This window comes from Miltoncostaea oceani (genome assembly GCF_018141545.1).
GTDB classification, from domain to species: Bacteria; Actinomycetota; Thermoleophilia; order Miltoncostaeales; family Miltoncostaeaceae; genus Miltoncostaea; species Miltoncostaea oceani.
The window spans coordinates 607,312-625,582 of record NZ_CP064356.1 but is presented as its reverse complement, the minus strand read 5'-3'; the positions used below and the strand labels follow the sequence as shown (position 1 = coordinate 625,582).

At 72.5% G+C, this 18,271-nt stretch carries 14 protein-coding genes; 6 read left to right on the top strand and 8 right to left on the bottom strand.

Annotated elements, in window-relative coordinates:
- Window positions 1-13 precede the first annotated feature (13 nt).
- Window positions 14-3,340, top strand: a complete 3,327-nt coding sequence (locus IU369_RS03095; RefSeq protein ID WP_217923107.1) for a Swt1 family HEPN domain-containing protein — start codon at window positions 14-16, stop codon at window positions 3,338-3,340.
- Window positions 3,341-3,615: 275 nt separating this feature from the next.
- Here the strand turns inward: IU369_RS03095 and IU369_RS03090 are convergent, their stop codons facing one another.
- Window positions 3,616-4,572: a replication initiator protein A gene (locus tag IU369_RS03090; protein WP_217923106.1), complete on the bottom strand. Its 957-nt coding sequence runs from the start codon at window positions 4,570-4,572 to the stop codon at window positions 3,616-3,618.
- A gap of 376 nt (window positions 4,573-4,948) precedes the next feature.
- Here IU369_RS03090 and IU369_RS03085 point away from each other — a divergent pair, with 376 nt between their 5' ends.
- The 5 genes from IU369_RS03085 (at window position 4,949) to IU369_RS03065 (ending at window position 9,139) form a co-directional block, all read left to right on the top strand.
- Window positions 4,949-5,197 (top strand): hypothetical protein, encoded by a 249-nt coding sequence (locus IU369_RS03085; RefSeq protein WP_217923105.1) that lies wholly within the window; start codon window positions 4,949-4,951, stop codon window positions 5,195-5,197.
- 70 nt (window positions 5,198-5,267) lie between these two features.
- Window positions 5,268-7,529 carry a chloride channel protein gene (locus IU369_RS03080; protein WP_217923104.1) on the top strand — a complete coding sequence of 754 codons (2,262 nt, stop codon included), beginning with the start codon at window positions 5,268-5,270 and terminating at the stop codon, window positions 7,527-7,529.
- Window positions 7,526-8,569 carry an SDR family oxidoreductase gene (locus tag IU369_RS03075; protein WP_217923103.1) on the top strand — a complete coding sequence of 348 codons (1,044 nt, stop codon included), beginning with the start codon at window positions 7,526-7,528 and terminating at the stop codon, window positions 8,567-8,569. The genes IU369_RS03080 and IU369_RS03075 overlap by 4 nt, the downstream gene beginning before the upstream one ends.
- A gap of 17 nt (window positions 8,570-8,586) precedes the next feature.
- Entirely contained in the window at window positions 8,587-8,910 is a 324-nt protein-coding gene (locus IU369_RS03070) for a hypothetical protein (RefSeq protein ID WP_217923102.1), read from the top strand.
- Complete coding sequence (locus IU369_RS03065) at window positions 8,903-9,139, top strand: hypothetical protein (protein ID WP_217923101.1); 237 nt, start codon at window positions 8,903-8,905, stop codon at window positions 9,137-9,139. Before IU369_RS03070 ends, IU369_RS03065 begins: the two co-directional genes overlap by 8 nt.
- 7 nt (window positions 9,140-9,146) lie before the next feature.
- On the opposite strand, the gene IU369_RS03060 is transcribed toward IU369_RS03065, so the two are convergent.
- Genes IU369_RS03060 through IU369_RS03030 form a run of 7 tightly spaced genes read right to left on the bottom strand, consistent with a single transcriptional unit; the run spans window position 9,147 to window position 18,167 of the window.
- Window positions 9,147-10,916 carry a glycoside hydrolase family 15 protein gene (locus IU369_RS03060; protein WP_425516811.1) on the bottom strand — a complete coding sequence of 590 codons (1,770 nt, stop codon included), beginning with the start codon at window positions 10,914-10,916 and terminating at the stop codon, window positions 9,147-9,149.
- A gap of 8 nt (window positions 10,917-10,924) precedes the next feature.
- Window positions 10,925-12,415, bottom strand: a complete 1,491-nt coding sequence (locus IU369_RS03055) for a molybdopterin-dependent oxidoreductase (protein WP_246551421.1) — start codon at window positions 12,413-12,415, stop codon at window positions 10,925-10,927.
- Window positions 12,416-12,420: 5 nt separating this feature from the next.
- A complete protein-coding gene (locus IU369_RS03050; protein ID WP_217923098.1) occupies window positions 12,421-14,100 on the bottom strand; it encodes a GMC family oxidoreductase in 1,680 nt (559 codons plus the stop codon).
- Window positions 14,100-14,834, bottom strand: coding sequence for a gluconate 2-dehydrogenase subunit 3 family protein (locus IU369_RS03045; protein WP_217923097.1), 735 nt, complete (start codon window positions 14,832-14,834; stop codon window positions 14,100-14,102). Before IU369_RS03045 ends, IU369_RS03050 begins: the two co-directional genes overlap by 1 nt.
- The gene (locus tag IU369_RS03040; protein WP_217923096.1) at window positions 14,831-15,280 is read right to left on the bottom strand and encodes a hypothetical protein; all 450 of its coding nucleotides are present in this window, start codon (window positions 15,278-15,280) and stop codon (window positions 14,831-14,833) included. Before IU369_RS03040 ends, IU369_RS03045 begins: the two co-directional genes overlap by 4 nt.
- Window positions 15,277-16,374, bottom strand: a complete 1,098-nt coding sequence (locus IU369_RS03035; RefSeq protein ID WP_217923095.1) for an enolase C-terminal domain-like protein — start codon at window positions 16,372-16,374, stop codon at window positions 15,277-15,279. The genes IU369_RS03040 and IU369_RS03035 overlap by 4 nt, the downstream gene beginning before the upstream one ends.
- Entirely contained in the window at window positions 16,371-18,167 is a 1,797-nt protein-coding gene (locus IU369_RS03030; RefSeq protein ID WP_217923094.1) for a thiamine pyrophosphate-requiring protein, read from the bottom strand. Before IU369_RS03030 ends, IU369_RS03035 begins: the two co-directional genes overlap by 4 nt.
- Between the last annotated feature and the right edge of the window lie 104 nt (window positions 18,168-18,271).

Below are 18,271 nucleotides of genomic sequence, written 5' to 3'. Positions count from 1 at the left end.
AGGAGACCTGACGATGGCGACCTCCAACCGCGACCGCATCGGGAAGATGTTCGAGCTGCTGGCACCTCCGCTCGACGAGTTCATCACGCGATCGGTTTCGCCGGCGGTAGAGGAGGGCGCCTCGTGGGCGGCCCTGTTTGAGCTCAGGGACCGCCAAAAGGGCATCGTGGGCAAGGACTACCGCACGCGCGATCCGCAGCTCCAGCTCCGGATGCTTACCGAGAATATCCCGAACCAGGTCCGCCAGGGTTGGTACCCCTTCGGTGACACGCTCGGCCGCGTCGGTCAGGGCTACGCGCGCGAGCTTCGCGAGGCGCGCAACGCGTGGGCGCACAACGAGTCGTTCAGCGACGACGACGCTTACCGTTGCCTCGACACCGCCGAGCGCCTGCTGACCCTGATCGGCGCGTCACAGGTGGGCGACGAGATCAGAGCAATCCGCCTCGGACTGCGGCGCCTCACCGCGGACAAGGACGACCGAAAGACGTTGAAATCGGCGGCGGTCGCGCCGGAATCGGCGGGGCTTCGCCCTTGGCGAGAGGTGCTCGCTCCGCACGACGACGTAGCGACCGGCAACTTCCAGGCCGCCGAGTTTGCCGCCGACCTCTACAAGGTCGCCGCCACCGAGGACGCCGGACGCGATTACGCCGAGCCGGTCCAGTTCTTCGCGCGCACCTATCTGACTGGAGGCCTGCGCGATCTGATCGATCGGGCCGTGCGACGGCTGGCAGGGGATCGAAACGCTGCGCCGGTCATCAACCTCCAGACCAACTTCGGCGGCGGCAAGACGCACTCGATGCTGGCGCTGTGGCATCTCGCATCGGGAACGCCCCGCGCCGCGTACCGGCAGGACGTGCAAGAGCTGCTCGCGGGTACCGGCTTCGACGATCTGACTGAGATGCGTCGCGTGGCCCTGGTGGGTAACCACATCTCGCCCTCGGGGGCGGTCAAGCCCGACGGCACCGCCGTCAACACTCTCTGGGGCGAGCTCGCCTGGCAGCTCGGCGGGCGCGAAGCGTTCGCCACGGTCGCGACCGCCGACGCCGACCGCACCCCGCCCGGCCAGGCGCTACACGAGCTGTTGGCCGCCAACGCCCCGGCAGTGATCCTGATCGACGAGTGGGTGGCATACGCGCGGAGCCTGGTAGGCCGCGACGACCTGGCCGGCGGCACCTTCGACGACCAGTTCACCTTCGCCCAGGCGCTGACCGAGGCCGTCAAGGGCACACCGGGCGTGCTCCTGGCGATCTCGATTCCGGCCTCCGAGAGCGGCGACGAAGCCGCGCGCGCCACGGGCAACGAGGAGGAGGTCGGTGGCGCGAATGGGCTGAAGGCGCTGGAGCGCCTCCAGAACGTCGTGCGCCGTGTCGCCGATCAGTGGCGGCCGGCGTCCTCGGACGAGGCCTACCACATCGTGCGCCAGCGTCTGTTCACCACGCCCGACGCCGACGCGCTTGCGGCGATCAACTCCACCGCGCGCGGCTTCGTCGAGCTTTACCACAAGCACTCGGGCGAGTTCCCGCGGGAAGCGCGCGACGGCGACTACGAGGAGCGCATCAGGCGCACCTACCCCATCCACCCCGAGCTGTTCGACCGGCTCTACGAGGACTGGTCGAGCCTCGAGCGCTTCCAGCGCACCCGCGGGGTCCTGCGCCTGATGAACACCGTCATCCACGCGCTGTGGGCAGGCGAGGACCAGTCGCCACTCATCATGCCGGGCTCGATCCCGATCGGCACGGCGAGCGTAAACGCGGAGCTGACCCAGTACCTGCAGGACTCTTGGAAGGCCGTGATCGACGCTGACGTCGACGGCCCCAACTCCGAGCCGCGCCGGATCGACGCCGGGAAGCCGCTGTTCGGGCAGCGCTCGCTCACCCAGCGTCTTGCGCGAACGGTGTTCTTCGGCGCCGCGCCGACGATCGGCTCGGCGCATAAGGGCCTGGAGACCCAGCGCGTGTTCCTGGGCACGGCGACGCCGGGGGACGTGCCGGGCAACTTTCACTCCGCGCTGTCGGCGCTGGCCGACCGAGCGACCTACTTTTACAGCGCGGGAGGGCGGTACTGGTACGACCTGCAGGCCAACATTTCGCGTCGCGCCAAGGACCAGGCCGAGCGCGTGCACGTCGAAGAGGTATACGGCGAGATCACGACGCGCCTGGAGGCCCAGGCCGGGGCGAGGGGGGCGTTCGCCGGCGTGATCGTGTGTCCGGAGGATGCCGCCGACATTGCGGATGTCGATGAGGCGCGCCTGGTCATCCTCCACCCGAAGCTCACGCATAAGCGCAACGGCGGCGAGTCGGCCGCGATGGCGTTCGCCAAGAGCGCCACGGAGCACCGTGGCGCCGCCAACCGGACGTATCGGAACATGCTCGTCTATCTGGCCGGCGACGAAGCCCGGATGGAGGAGCTCGAGCGTGCAGTGCGCGAGCACCTCGCCTGGTCGTGGATCCTGGCCAACGAGGGCGAGCTCGACCTGACCACCAACCAGCGCAACCAGGCGGTCGAGCGCCGCGACAGGGCCGGCGAGACAATCGATGCGCGGCTGCTGGGCGCCTACCAGTGGGCGCTCGTGCCGCACGGGCAGCCGGTCGAGATTACCGCCGCCAAGGTGGAGGGTCAGGCGACCTCGCCGGCTGAGAGGGTCAGCCGCCGCCTCGGGAATGACGGCGCCCTGGCCGTGCAGCACGCCGCCCCCGCCATCCGCCACCAGCTCGACACCACCGCCGCCAAGCTGTGGGAGGCGGGACATCTGAGGGTGGGAGACCTGTGGCGGCTTTACGCCGAGTACCCGTACATGCCGCGCCTGCGTGACCGTTCGGTGCTCGACGCGGGCCTGACCGGGCCACAGCTCTTGTGGGAGCAGGAGGGCTTCGCGCTCGCCGACGCTTACATTGAGACGACGGGCAGGTACCGCGGGCTCGTCCTGCCCACCGACGACCTGACGGTGGCGGTCACCAACGAGACGCTCGTCGTGCGCCCGGACCGCGCGAAGCCGCAGCGCGAGGCCGAAGCGCCCTCCGAGGAATCGACGGGCTCCGGCCCGGATAACGAGCGAGCGAGCCCCGACCCGCAACCGTCGACTCCCGTCGTCGTAACGGAACCGGGCACGACGCGCTACTTCGGCAGCAAGCGCCTGCAGACGGACCGCTATGCGTCGGACTTCAAGAAGCTGACCGAGGAGATCCTGGCCCCGCTGGCCGCGACGCCGGGTGTGAAGTTGAACGTGACCATCGAGATTGAGGCGACGGCGTCGGACGGCTTCGACGACGCCAAGATCCGCACGATCTCCGAGAACGCCACGACCCTGCGCTTTGAGCAGTCCGGGTTCGAGGAGGGTTGACCAGGCAGGAGTCCGGTTCCGGATACGCGGGCGGCCCGAGAGGGGCCGCCGCCGTGACTGATGTCTTCGGACTCTTCCGGACTGGCGCCCCGCTCTCCGCGAGATTTCCAGGGTTTCCGCGGAAGATGTATCGCCTCGACTGCCCCGGTTCCATCGCACGACCTTCCCGGGTCGACCGTCTCCCCTGCCCCGCCCGATCGCAGTGACTGCGGCGGTAGAGGCCACGCCAAGATCGACGCCTACCGGGCCGAGTTCGATCGCACGAGCTGCCCTGGTCACCGGTCGGCCGCGCTGTTGCGGCGGCGCGCATTCAGGACATGGACGCCCCGCTGGTTGCCGGGCTCGACGCCAACGCTGAGGTAGCGGTTCTCGGCTCGCGTGACCTCGATTGCGGCGCGCCGAAGGGTGGCGCGCTGGTGGCATGGCTTGGCAGCGACGATGCCGAGCGTCGTCAACAGAGTGTCGTCAATCGTCCGGCGCCACGTGGGACCGGTGAAGCGCTCGGCCTCCAGGTAGACGAGGAGGCGGCGGGCGGTGCCGCTCGACAGCGCGCGGAGCTCTGACCAGTTCACGAAGGTGACGTGCTTGCGCGCGAGCTGCTCGTGCAGCCAGTCGCCGAGGACCAGGAAGCCGGCGCGGGCCGGTCGTCCGGAACGGTCCGGCTCGCCGCGCTCCCAGCGGTCGATGAGGCCGAAGGTGTCGATCCGCGTCTCCTGCAGGCGGGCGTTGTAGACCCGTGCCCGGAAGGTTGCGCCGCGCAGGGTGTCGAGCACCCGCGCAAGCTCAGCGGAGGCACCGCCGCCCTTCCGCCAGCCGAGGTTGGTGGCCATGACCTCGAGAGTGAAGGGAACGTGACGCTCACCGGCCTGCCCGAGTTCACGCCAGCGGCTGCAAGCCCAGACAACGACGTCGAACGCGAGAGCGCCGAGGGGAGGCCCGGCGTCGACGCGCTGGACGGTCCCGAGCTGGTCGGTGGCATCGAGGAGGCGCACGAGCTCCCCGCCGCTGGTCGTGCCCGAACGCCAGAGCCCTTTGCGGGCGAGGTTGGATTCGACGCACGCCCGGTCGGAGGCGAGGCCGAGCGTGCGCGGGATAGGCCGGACCGTGGGCTTGGAAGCGGGTTCTACCTGCTCAGGCGCCGCCTCCGGGGGCGCCGCCGCCTCGCGGGCGTGCGCCTGGGCGAGACCTCGCTCCAGGAGGGCGCGGAGAGCAGGATCGCGCGGGGTTGGCACCAGCTCCAGCGCACTCATCGGCCCGCCGAGGTGGGAACAGGGTGGGAACGAGACGGGCAGAGACGGCCCGAGAGGGCCGGGCGACCCGCGACCACGAAACGCCGCAGGGAACCGCGGTGCCCGAGGCGCCACGAGACGGCCAGAGACGGACCGCGGCTACTTTTAATCCCAAGGTCGTCGGTTCGAGCCCGACACGGCCCATCGTCCGTTGGCCCGATCGCGGCTTCGACCGACCGCGCGGGTCGGCCGTGGCCTGCGCGCCGCGATCCAGAGGTCCGAATCCCTGGAGGCGAGCGCCGTCGCGCGCCTGCCCTCCCTTGCCGCCACCGCAACATCGTATTACGATCTATTCTCGGCGAAGCTTCGAGGAGGAGCGATGACCGACGACGACGACGCCCGCGGGGACCGCCGCATCCCGGCTGGGCACCCCGACCCCGGCCAGGACGTGGACGTCATCGGCCGCGTGGTCCGCGGCGATCCCGCGGAGCGGCCCGCCGCCCGTGGCCGGGTGCTTCCCGACCCGCTCGAGCCCACCACGAAACGGCTGGGCCGGGTGGTGCGCGAGGAGTCGGGCGGGCAGGCCCTCGGACGGGTGGTCCGCGAGGATCCCGAGGACGCCGCCTGAGCGTCCCTGCGTCCGGGGACCGGCGGACAGGTCGCGAAAGAAATATCGCAATACGATCTATAGTGCCGCGATGGCCCGCCCGCGCCCGCTTCCCGATGACGGCGTCGCGATTCCCGACCTGCGGGCGACCGACGGTCCCGAGCGGGCGCAGGGTGACTTCACCGCGACACCGGACCTGGTGCGGATCGGGCTGATCGCCGCAGTCATCGGGGCGGCGGTCGCGGTGGTGGCGCTCGGGCTGCTGGACCTGATCGCGCTGATCTCGAACCTCTGCTACGCCGGGCGCTGGAGCACGACGCTCACCCCGCCCGACCCGACCGTGCGCGGGCCGTGGAGCATCCTGATCCCGGTCGCGGGCGGGCTCGTGATCGGCGTGATGGCCCGCTTCGGCGCGGAGCGCATCCGCGGCCACGGGATCCCGGAGGCCATCGAGACGATCCTCCTGCGGGGCAGCAGGATGGAGCCGCGCCTCGCCGTACTGAAGCCGCTCTCGAGCGCGGTCAGCATCGGGACGGGCGGGCCCTTCGGAGCCGAGGGACCGATCATCGTCACGGGCGGCGCGATCGGCAGCGTGACCGGCCAGCTGCTGCACCTGACGGCCGCCGAGCGCCGCAGCCTGCTGGTGGCGGGCGCGGCGGGCGGGATGACCGCGATCTTCGGGACGCCCGTGGCCGCCGTGCTCCTGGCGGTGGAGCTGCTGGCGTTCGAGTGGCGTCCGCGCTCCATGGTCCCCGCCGCCCTCGCCGCATCGGCCGCCGCCGTCGTGCGGGACGGCCTCGCCGACGCCGGCCTGATCCACGCCGCGCCGCTCTTCCCGGTGCCGGACGTGGGCGACCTCGGGGCCGGGACGGTGGCCGGGGGGCTCCTGATCGGCGTCGCCTGCGCCGGCCTCGCCTGGGTGCTCACGCGGGCGGTCTATGCGGCCGAGGACGGCTTCTCGCGGTTGCCGGTGCACTGGGCCTGGTGGCCCGCGATCGGGGGAGTCGTGGTCGGGGTCGGCGGGCTGATCGAGCCCCGGGTGCTCGGCGCGGGCTACGCGACCATCGATGACGAGCTGGCCGGGCGCCTGGCGGTCGGGACGCTGGTGACGATCCTCATCTGCAAGCTCGTGGTCTGGTCGGTGGCCCTCGGCTCGAGCACCAGCGGCGGGATCCTGGCGCCGCTGCTGATGATGGGCGCGGCGCTCGGTGGGATCGTCGGCACCGGGCTCCCGGGTGCGTCTCCCGGGGCCTGGGCGGTGGTCGGCATGGGGGCGACGATGGCGGCGGCGATGCGCTCGCCGCTGACGGCGATCGTCTTCTCGCTGGAGCTCACCCACCAGGTGGGGGTGATGCTGCCACTCCTCGCCGCCTGCGCCGTAGGCCACCTCGCAAGCGCGCTCTGGCTGAGACGCGACCTTCTCACCGAGCGGATCGCACGCCGGGGACATCACGTGAACCGCGAGTACGAGGTCGACTCCCTCCAGGCGCTGTTCGTCCGGGAGGTGATGGATGCCGAACCTCACACGGTGGCGGCGGTCATGCCGGTCGGCGACGTCTACGCGTGGCTTCCCGAGGGGTCCCCACGCCGCCGGCAGCGGCTCTACCCCGTGATCGCCCCGGACGGGGCGATGCGCGGCGTGCTCGCCCTCTCCGACGTCCTCGACGCGCAGACCGCGGGGGGTCCTCGCACGGCGGGCGAGCTCGCCCGGCCGCCGGTCGTGGCCCACCCCGATGAGACGTTGCGCGCCGTTGCCGACCGGATGGTGGCGACCGAGCACGGGGTGTTCCCGGTGGTCGCTCGTGACGACCCCCACCGCCTCCTCGGCGTGGTCAGTCAGTTCCACCTGCTCTCGGCGCATCGACGCGTGATGGTCGAGGAGAGCCTCCGCGAGCGGCATCTGTCCGGCGGTTTGCTCCGGCAACGGAAGGGGGTACCATCTAAACATCGTACAACGATGCTTGTTGGGAGGATGACGATGACTCGGGAACGCGAGCTGGGGATCGGGGTCGTGGGCTACCAGGTGCGCAGCGCCGACGGCTCCGCGGTGATCGGCGAGATCGAGGGCGTCCGGCCGCGGGGGATCCGCATCCACAAGCTCACAGGGCACCCGCACCGGGCCGGTTACGTCCCGGAGGAGATGATCGGGACCGTCGAGGCGTCCACCAACACGGTCCTCCTCGCGCCGGGCATCGGCGTGGAGCAGGTCGTGGACGCCCCGCCCCCGCCCGACGAGAGCCCTGACGGCTGGCACATGAGCAACGAGTGGTGGGCGGACCTCCTCGGCCACTACGGGCTCTTCGCCCCGGAGGGCCGCACGAGCGAGCCCTACCTGCACGCAGACCAGAAGTGAGCGGCACCCGGGCGGGCCGCCGTGGGCCCGCCCGGGCGTCGGCGGGCCCACGGACGATCGTCGTCACCGGGGCGAGCGGTGGTGTCGGCCGCGCCAGCGCGCGCCTCTTCGGAGCGAGAGGCGATCGTGTCGCGCTGCTGGCCCGGGGGACGCGTGGCCTCGCGGGAGCGGCCGCGGACGTCGAGGCGGCCGGCGGCCGCGCGCTGGCCATCTCCGTCGACACGGCCGACGCCGAGGGCCTCGAGCGTGCCACCGACCGGGTCGAGCGCGAACTCGGCCCGATCGACGTCTGGGTGAACGTCGCCTTCACCTCGGTGTTCGCCCCGTTCATGGAGATCACGGCAGACGAGTACCAGCGCGTCACCGAGGTCAGCTACCTCGGCTACGTGAACGGCACGCGCGCGGCGCTCGCCCGGATGCGCGAGCGCGACCGCGGCGCGATCGTGCAGGTCGGCTCCGCCCTCGCCTACCGCGGCATCCCGCTGCAGACGGCGTACTGCGGTGCGAAGCATGCGATCCAGGGCTTCAACGAGGCCCTGCGCTGCGAGCTGCTGCACGAGCGCAGCGGCGTGCGCGTGACGATGGTGCAGATGCCGGCCCTGAACACGCCCCAGTTCCGCTGGGTGCTGTCGCGCCTCCCCCACCTCGCCCGGCCGGTGCCGCCGATCTACCAGCCGGAGGTCGCGGCGCGGGCCGTGGCGTACGCCGCCGACCACCCGCGCCGCCGCGAGTACTGGGTCGGGGGAACCACCCTCGGCACCCTGGCGGCCAACGCCATCGCGCCAGGGCTCCTCGATCGCTATCTGGCGCTCACGGGCTTCCGCTCCCAGCAGACGTCCGAGCCGCGACCGCCGGACGCCCCCGCCAACCTCTGGGAGCCCGTGGACGGAGCGGACGGGCACGACCACGGGGCTCACGGTCCGTTCGACGCACGATCGCACGCCGCCAGCCTCCAGCTGTGGGCCTCGCAGCACCACGGGCTCCTGGGGGTCGCGGCGCTCGCGACGGCAGCCGCCGGCGCGTGGCGCGTGCGGGGATGAGCCTCACCGTGGGACGGATGGCCGTCGGCCTCGGCCTGCTCGTCCGGCCGGAGGCAGGCGCCCGCCTGCTCGGCGCGCGGGTCGATCCACGGAGTCGCCTCGTGATTCGGGCGCTCGGGGCCCGCCATGTGCTCCAGGCCGCCGTGCTCGCAGGGATGCCCTCCCGACGCGCGGCGCGCAGGGGCGTGGCCGTCGACCTGGTTCATGCGTGTTCGGCCGCGGCTCTGGCGCTCGTCGACCGGCAACGTCGTCGTCCCGCCCTCATCGACGCGGGGGTGGCCACAGCCTTCGCGGTCGCGGGACGGCGCCGATCCCGCCGCCTGGCGACGTCGCATGGGTAGCCGGCGGGCCGCCGACCCCGACCCGACTCGCGAATTCCGCTCGAGGATCGACGCCGCGCGGACGATCACCGCGCTGCGTGCCCGTCTCCTCGGTGGACGGGGACCCGGAGCGGACGACGATGAGGTCGCACGCCACACACGTCGCCGCTCGTCGCTCGCGGGTCGGCCGGTGGTGGAGCACCTCGAGGAGGTCGCGGCACGGACCGCGACGCTGCGCTCGGCCGACTGAACGGCCCCTAGCCGGGCGGCCCTCCGAGACGCACCGCACACTCGAGGAGCAGTGCATGGACGAAGGCCTGTGGGAGGTTGCCGCGCATCTGCCGCTGGGCGACGTCCCACTCCTCGGAGTAGAGCCCGGGCGGTCCGCAGGCGGCCCGGGTGCGCTCGAAGCGGCGCAGGGCCCGGACGCGGTCGCCGGCGTCGTGCTCAGCCAGCGCGGTGACGAAGCCGCAGAGCAGGAAGGCGCCCTCGGCCTCGCCGAGTGGGCGCTCGTCGGGCCGGAAGCGGTAGACGTAGCCGTCCTCGGAGAGATCCGCGCGCACGGCGCGCAGCGTCGCCGTGCTCCGCGGGTCGTCGGCGGCGAGCGCGCCGCGGATCACCGGCAGCAGCAGCGACGCGTCCACGCGCGGATCGTCGGGCGCACGTTGCCACCGCCCCGAGCCGTGCAGCGAGTGACGGGCCGTGTCGGCGACGATCGTGCCGGCCAGGTCGGTCCAAACGGCCGCGGCGCCAGGGTCGGCCTCCGCCGCCGCGGTCAACCCCGCCGCGCAGATGAGCCGGCTGTGGGCCCAGTCGCGCGGCTCGATCTCCCAGATCCCGGCGTCGGGCTCGCGCCACCTCCTCCGCACGGCATCGGCCGCGGTCACGAGGGCCCGGTGGCCGTCGGCATCGAGGCGTCCGCGGCGCGCGGCCGCTCCGAGCAGGAGCAGGGCCTCGCCGAAGGCGTCCAGCTGGAACTGCCCGTTGACCCAGTTGCCGGTGATGGCCGTGCCGCCGGGATATCCCGGAAGGGGCAGCTCACGCTCGTCCGGGACGGGCTTCCCGTCGACGGTGTACGCCGGCTTCAGCCCCGGCCCGTCGGCCAGCAGGCGCTCGGACACGAAGTGCACCGCGCTGTCGAGCAGCGGGTCCCGGCCGGCCGCGGCGGCGGCGGCGAGCCCCGCGTAGCACTGGTCGCGGATCCACGCGTAGCGATAGTCGTAGTTGCGCCCCTGCCGGGCGCGCTCGGGCAGACCGAGCGTCGCGGCCGCGACCATCCCGCCGTCCGCGCTCGTCAACCCGTGCAGCACGGCGCACGCGTGGCGCGCGTCACGCTCGCCGATCGCCTCGGGAAGGCGGGGGACATCCGCGGACCATGCCGCCTGTGTCGCCGCCCACAGCGCCTGCGGGCGCGGAGCGTCGCCCGCCAACGGATCCACCGCGATCTCCAGCACAACGTCGTGCGTCGCGCCCGCCGCCACCACCAGGTCGAAGGCCACGGCGTGCCGCCCCGCGGGGGACGCCGTCGTGTGTGCGCGCTCGGCGCCCTGGAGGCGGAGGTGCAGAGGGCCCGAGCGGCCGCGCCAGACCCCGTCCTCGAGCGCCAGGTCCGTCATCGCGTGCCGCCCGAAGCCCGCCGACGCGTCGAGCATGATCCGCATCCTGGCGTCGCCCTCCCGGGCGATCACCCGCCGCAGGAGAACCGCCACGCCCCGCGCTGCAGGCCGCGCCAGCGCGTCGCGGCATTCGACGACCCCCGAGTCGGTGACCCAGCGCCCCCGCCAGATCAGCGTGCCCTCCTCGTAGTGCCCGCCCCAGACGCATCGTTCGACGGGAGAGACGGCGAAGCTCCCCTCACCGCCGATCAACGCGTTGAAGACGCCGTCGGAGTGCCATCGCGGGGCGCACATCCAGCAGATGTCTCCCCGCGGGCCGACGAGCGCGCCCCGCTCACCGTCGGCGATCAGTGCGTACTCGCGCAGGACGTGCGGCGCCTGCGACGCGTCGCCGGGAGCGGCCTCGAGCACGTCCACCGTCAGATCCCGGCGGACGTCGAGTAGTACATCTGGTCCTCGCGCCACCCGCCCTGGCCCATGCCGATCGAGCGGTAGTCGTCCACCAGCTCGATGGCCGAGATCCACTTGACCATCTTGAAGCCGAGCTGGGTCTCGACGCGCAGCCGCACCGGAGCCCCGTGCTGGATCGGCAGCGGCGCCCCGTTCATCTCCAGGGCGAGGATCGTCTGGGGGTCACCCGCACGCGCGAGCGGGAGGGTGCCGTAGAAGTGCCCGTAGCGCCCCTCACCCTCGGTGAGCCCCTTGTCGTCGAACGCGTAGAAGACGACGTGGCGGGCGGAGGCCCGGGGTGCGGCCCGCTCGAGCACGCGCGCGAGCGGCACGCCCGCCCACTGCGCGGTCGCCGTCCAGCCCTGGATGCAGTGGTGCGTGGTGATCTGGGCATCGACTCCGAACGCGCGCAGATCGGAGAGGGACAGGACGAGCGGGTGGTCGACGAGACCGCCCACCGTCAGCCGGTAGTCGGCGAACCCGCCGGCGGCGAGCCGCTCGTACCCCTCATCGGGAGGGGGGAAGCCGTTGACACGGTGGTAGGGCGACACGTCTCGCGGCGAGAACCGCTGGCGCGAGGTGGAGGTGCGCGTGATCGCCCGCTGGAGCGGGTCGACCAGCGCTCCGAGCGCCCGCTGCACCCGCCGCGGCTGCGCCAGGGAGGCGCGGGTCGCGATCACCTGCACGGCGAGGACCGCCGCGAGCCCCGCGGCCGCCACGGCGATCGCGACGCCGTGGTTGCCATCTGCGTCGCCGAGGGTGATCTTCGCGAGCTCGGACGGGAGCCCGTGGATGACCACGAGGGCCGTGTGGACGAGCGTGAAGGCGGCGAACGCCACGAGGCCGAGGAAGTGGAGGCTCCGCGCGCCCTGCGTGCCCCCGAACAGCCGCCCGTAGCGGGGGAAGCGGGCGAGCACGGACGGCGACATCGCCGCGCCCGTCGCGATCTGGAGCGGGGCCAGCACGAAGATCACGAGGAAGTAGGTGAGTTTCTGGGCGGGCTCGAACGGCTCGCCGGCGATGGGTGGGGGCAGGCGGAACCGGAGGTAGTCGCCCACCGCGCGCAGCGCGTCGGGCACGATCGCCCAATCGGTCGGCACCACGTAGCGCCAGTAGCCGGTGACGACGATCATCGCGACGTAGACGACGCCGGTGAGGATCCAGAACTGGACCGTCATGAAGTGCCAGTGGCGCCCGAGGCCGAGGTTCCTGCGACCGGGCAGGGCCACGACGGGCGACCAGGACTCCTCCTCCTCGAGCGAGCTCCAGAGCCGGCGCGAATCGGCGGAGAACACGCGGCGGGAGAAGCGCAACCACTCCCGTCCCGGATGGCAGTCGTCGTTCCAGTAGAGCTTGGGCAGGGCTGAGAGCACCTCGACGCCGCTGCGGGCGAGCAGCAGCAGGAAGAGGATGTTGAGGAAGTGGGTCAGCACGACCCAGAGCGGGAAGAAGGCCGGCATCCCGCTCACGCCGCCCGCGCCGAGGCCGTCGCACTCCGGCCGGCGTCCGGAGCGCCCCCCGCGAGCCGTTCGGCCAGCCGCGAGGAGAGCGCCATGATCGTCAGCGCCGGGTTCGCGGCCCCCTGGGTCGGGCACGCGCTCCCGTCGGCGACGAGGAGGTTGGGCACCCCCCACACACGGTGGTCGGAGTCGATGACGCTCTCCTCGGGCGACGCGCCCATGCGGCAGCCGCCGATCAGGTGGGCGTAGCGGCGGATCGTGAGCACGTCCTGCGCGCCGGCGGCATCGACGATGCCCCGGATGACGCGGGTCGAGTACTCGATGCTCGCGCGGTCGTTGTCGCCGAGGGAGTGGTCGAAGCGGGCGATCGGGATCCCCAGCGCATCCTTCTCGTCCGCCAGCGTGACCCGGTTGTCGGGGCTCGGGAGCAACTCGTTGAGCACCCCGATGGTCGCCCAGTGGTTGTAGTCGCGCATGTACTCGCGCAGGGCCCGGCCGCGGTGGCCGTCGGCCAGGACGTGCTCGGCCCACCCGATCGGCAGCGGCGAGACGGTCTGGATCGAGAAGCCCCGCGCGAACCCGCGCCGCTCGTCGGTCTCGTAGAACTGCTCCGAGGAGACCTCCGGCGGGGGCGCCTTGTACATCCGCATCTCGTCGGGGAACCGCCCCGCGGTCTGGGTCGCCCCCTGGACCATCACGTATCTGCCCACCTGGTCGTGGGCGTTGCCCAGACCGTGCGGATGGCGTGCGGAGACCGAGTTGAGCAGGAGTCGGGGCGTCTCGATGGAGTAGCCGGCGATCGCCACCAGCCGGGCGCGCTGCAGGCGCTCGCTGCGATCACCCTCGCGCAGGTAGGTCACCCCGATCGCGCGCCCTCGCGCGTCGATCTCGACGCGCGCCGCCATGCAGCGCGCGCGCACCTCCACCCCGTGGGCGAGGGCGTCGGGCAGATGGGTGACGAACGGGCTCGCCTTGGCGTTGACCTTGCAGCCCTGGAGGCAGTAGCCGCGGTAGATGCAGTGCGGGCGGTTGCCGAAGGTCCCGTTGACGATCCCGACCGGCCCGACCCGCATCTCGACGCCCTGCTCGATCGCCCCCTTCCAGAGCGCGGCGGCGGCGCCGCCGACCGGATGGGGCGAGAAGGGATAGGAGTGCGGGTCGCCCCAGGGCCAGTCCTGGCCGGCGACCGGAAGCTCCCGCTCCAGCTCCTCGTAGTGGGGCCTGAGGTCCTCGTACGCGATCGGCCAGTCGGCGCCGACCCCGTCGATGGTGCGGGTGGCGAAGTCCGAGGGGTGGAAGCGCGGCGTGTAGCCGGCGTAGTGGACCATCGATCCGCCGACGCCGCGGCCGGAGTTGTTCTTGCCCAGCTCGACCGGATCGCGGCCGCCGATGATCCGCTTCTGGGTCCAGTAGAGCTCGTGCGAGCCGGCCTCGTCGCTCACCCAGTCCTCGTCGGGATCCCAGAAGGGCCCGGCCTCGATGACCACGATGCGCCAGCCGCGCCGGGCCAGGCGCTGCGCCAGCACCGAGCCCCCCGCCCCCGCCCCCACGATGCAGAGGTCGACCTCGTCGTCGTCCCGGTGGCTCCGCATCGCGTCGCGACCGGGCAGGCCCCGGCGATGGACGTCGAGCAGGTACCGCGAGTCGTTCGCGCGCGGGCCGCGCGATCCCGTGAGCAGCCGCATCAGGCGCCGTCCGGACCGCTGTCGCCGGCCGGGTCGACATCGACGGCGCCCGGCCGCTCGAACGGCTCCCGCGTGGCGAGCGGTCCGGTGCGCATGAACCCGCGCGGGTACGCGGGACCGCCGAAGCCGATCTCGCTCCACGCCCACGGGTGCGAGTAGAAGGCGGCGAGCGCCATGCGCATGCAGACCGCCCACGCGCGCGCGACGTCCATCCCGGCCAGGGCGTCCGCCGCGAGCGTCCCGTCCTCCAGCCTGCCCATGATCCGCCAGCGCCGGTCGGGGTCGCACGCCGCATACCCCTCGACGCCGTGCCGGTGCGCGGCCTGGTCGAGGCCCGCGAGGACGCGTCGCCAGGTCTCGCGGTCGTCGGGCAGGCCCGCGTACTGGAATCCGTCGAGGCGGCCCGCGGCGAGCTTGGCGTCGACCATCGCGGCCACCGGGACCCGCGGCTCGGCGTCCTGCGCGAGCGCCATGTCGCAGAAGGCCCGCAGAGCGGGCTCCTCCTCGACGGCGAAGAAGCGCAGGGGGCCGGCCTCCTCCAGGCGCGAGAGCACCTCCCGCCGGGTGACCGCGTCCCAGGCCCCGGCCTGCTCCAGGACGTCGAAGTCGGGGTAGCGCCCGATCATCTGCGGCGTGGTGCCGCGGCGCTGGCGCGGAAGCCAGCTCGGCGGCGGGGGCCGGCGGCCGGGGCGCAGGTTCGGCAGATGGTCGGGGCGCTCGATGGAGCCGCTCATCCCTCCCCCTCCCGCCGCAGCAGCGCCGCCAGGACACCCATGCCTCCCACGATGCCCATCAGCCCGGGGGCGACGATCGGAGGCCCCATCGGCAGGTTGTAGGTCCACAGGCGCCAGCCACCCGGACGCCGGGCGACACCCCGGCCGTGGTAGTAGACGCCGACGATGCCGTCGAGGGCGTAGACGGCCGAGGCGACCGGCAGGGCCGTCTTGGCCCATCGACGGCTGAACACCCCGGCGATGCCCGCCACGACGACCGGCGGCGTGACGGCGATCGGACTCCACATCATCTTGTTGCCGAAGCTCGCACGGTAGTGCTCGATGTAGACCTCGGCGGTGGTCACGATGGCCGCGACCGCCGTCAGGCCCGAGAGCGTGCGCTCGAAGCGCCCGTGCTGGACGTCGCCCACCAGCCGGTCGATGCGGTGCTCGGGCCGCCCCCTCACAGCGCGTACCTGGCCGCGTCGGCGCCCTTCAGCGCGATGCCCAGGCCCGGGCGCGAGCGATCCGGCGACAGGACGCCGTCGCGCGGCTCGAGCACGCCGTCGAAGAGCATCCGCTCCACCCGGGCGTGGTCGTGGAAGTACTCCACGTGGCGCGCCACCGGCAGGGCGCAGCAGAGGTGGGCGTGGACGGACGGGGCGGTGTGGGCGGAGAGCGGCAGGCAGTGCGCCTCGCAGAGTCCCGCCACCCCGAGGAATGCCGTGGGCCCCCCGCATCGGGTGGCGTCCGCCTGCAGGCAGTCCACCGCCCCGGCGCCGAGCATGCGCCCGAAGTAGGGGAGGTCGTAGCCGTACTCCCCCGCCGCGACCGCCATCCCGGGCGGCGCCTTCTCGCGCACGAGGGCCAGGCCGGCGAGGTCGTCGGAGGAGACCGGCTCCTCGAACCAGGTCACGCCGAGGCCCTCGAGGGCGCTCGCCATGGCCAGCGCACCCGGGCGGTCGAAGGCTCCGTTGGCATCGACGAAGAGCTCGACGTCCGGTCCGATCGCCTCGCGGGCGGCCGCGACCCGCGCGGGGTCGCGCTCCGGCTCCCGTCCGATCTTCATCTTCACGAAGCGCATCCCGGCAGCGGCCCACGCGCCCAGCTGCTCGCGCAGCCGCGGCAGGTCGTAGGAGGTGAACCCACCGCTGCCGTACACGGCGATGCCCTCGCGGGCGCGTCCCAGCAGATCGGCGAGGGACAGGCCGAGCAGGCGCGCCTTCAGGTCCCAGAGGGCCATGTCGGTGGCCGCGATCGCCGACGAGGCGATCCCGGGGCGCCCGATGTTGCGCACGGTGACGGCCATCGCCTGCCATGCGCCGGGGGTCGCGAAGGCGTCGCGCCCGACGACGGCCTCCGACAGCACCGTCGCGACGACCTCGCCGGCGGCGGGGTGGGCGTAGCTGTAGCCGAGTCCCGACAGTCCCCCCGCGCCGGCGTGCACCACCACCACCGAGGTCGCGTCCCAGGCCATCGTCCCGTCACTCTCGGGCTGGTCGGTCGGGATGCGGTAGGCGGCCACATCGAGTCGCTCGACCGGCGGTCCGTCGTCCCTCATCGCCCGCCCCGATGAGGCATGAACTCCTCGATCTTGCCCTTGACCATCTGCGTCACGGCGCCCAGCCGGTCGGGGTCGCCCTTGGCCATGGCGAGCGTCATGGCCTTCATCTGCTCAAGGGTCACGTGCGGGGGCAGCGGAGGGACGTCGGGGTCGGTGATCGCCTCGAGGACCACGGGCCGGTCGGCGGCGAAGGCCTCCTCCCAGGCGCCCGCCACGTCCTCGGGCCGGTCCACGCGGATGCCGTGCAGGCCGACGAGGTCGGCGTAGGCGGCGTAGGGGAAGTCGGGCAGATCCTGGGAGGCGGCGAACTTCGGATCGCCCTCCATCGCCCGCTGCTCCCAGGTCACCTGGTTGAGGTCGTTGTTGTGGAGCACCATGATCACGAGCCGCGGATCGGCCCAGCGCCGCCAGTACTTGGCGATCGTGATCAGCTCGTTCATCCCGTTCATCTGGAAGGCGCCGTCGCCGACGAGGGCGACCGCCACCCGGTGCGGATGCGCGAACTTCGCCGCGATCGCGTAGGGGACCCCGGGACCCATCGTCGCGAGGGTGCCCGACAGGGACGCCAGCATCCCGGGGCGTAGCCGCAGATCGCGCGCGAACCAGTTGGCCGCCGAGCCCGAATCGCAGGAGACGATCGCGTTCTCGGGCAGCCGGGGGGAGAGCTCGTGGAACACCCGCTGGGGGTTGATCGGGGCGGCGTCGTCCATGGCCCGCGTCTCGATGAGGTCCCACCAGTCGGCGACGTTCGCCTCGACGGACTCCCTCCAGGAGCGGTCGTCCTTGCGGCGCAGCAGCGGGAGGAGCGCACGGAGGGCCTCGGCGCTGTCGCCCACGAGGTTCACCTCCATCGGGTAGCGGATGCCGAGCATCCGCCCGTCGATGTCGATCTGGACCCCTCGTGCCTGGCCGGGGCGGGGCAGGAACTCCGAGTAGGGGAAGCTGGAGCCGACCATCAGGAGGGTGTCGCAGCCCATCATGAGGTCCCAGCTCGGGCGGGTGCCGAGCAGCCCGATCGAGCCCGTGACCCAGGGGAGGTCGTCGGGCAGCGCGGCCTTGCCGAGAAGGGCCTTGGCGACGCCCGCGCCGAGCAGGTCGGCCACCTGCGTGACCTCCTCCGGGGCCGCGAGCGCCCCGGCGCCGACGAGCATCGCGACCCTCTCGCCTGCGTTGAGGACCTCGGCCGCACGTCGCAGATCGTCGTCCCGCGGGATGACGCGCGGCGTCGAGTGACCGATCCCGGAATGGACCGTGCCGTGTGCGCGAGGCGGTTCGGCCACCGCGTCCATGTCCTGGAGGTCGTTCGGGATGATCAGGCATGTGACGGTGCGCTCGGCCCGTGCGATCCTCATCGCGCGGTCGATCAGATGGCGGACCTGGGCCGGCTCCGTGGCGACGTGGACGTACTCGTGGGCGACGTCCTTGAACAGGGAGTCGAGGTCGATCTCCTGCTGGTAGCTGCCGCCGAGCGCGGAGCGGGCCTGCTGGCCCACGATGGCGACCACGGGCTGGTGGTCGAGCTTGGCGTCGTAGAGGCCGTTGAGCAGGTGGACGGCACCGGGGCCCGAGGTCGCCAGGCACACGCCCACCTCGCCGGTGAACTTGGCGTGGGCGCACGCCATGAATGCCGCCATCTCCTCATGTCGCACCTGGATCAGCTCGGGATCGTCGTCCGCGCGATTGAGGGCGCCGAGGATCCCGTTGATCCCGTCGCCGGGGTAGCCGTAGATCCGCTCCACTCCCCACGCGCGAAGGCGATCCAGCAAGAAGTCGGCGACGGTCTCGCCCATACCGGGGCTCCTGACGATAGATCGTAAGACGATGTTTATCGCCGATGCCCCGGGCGGCATGCGCGTAAACCCACGACGAACCGGTGACGGGTCCGGCGTGGGGC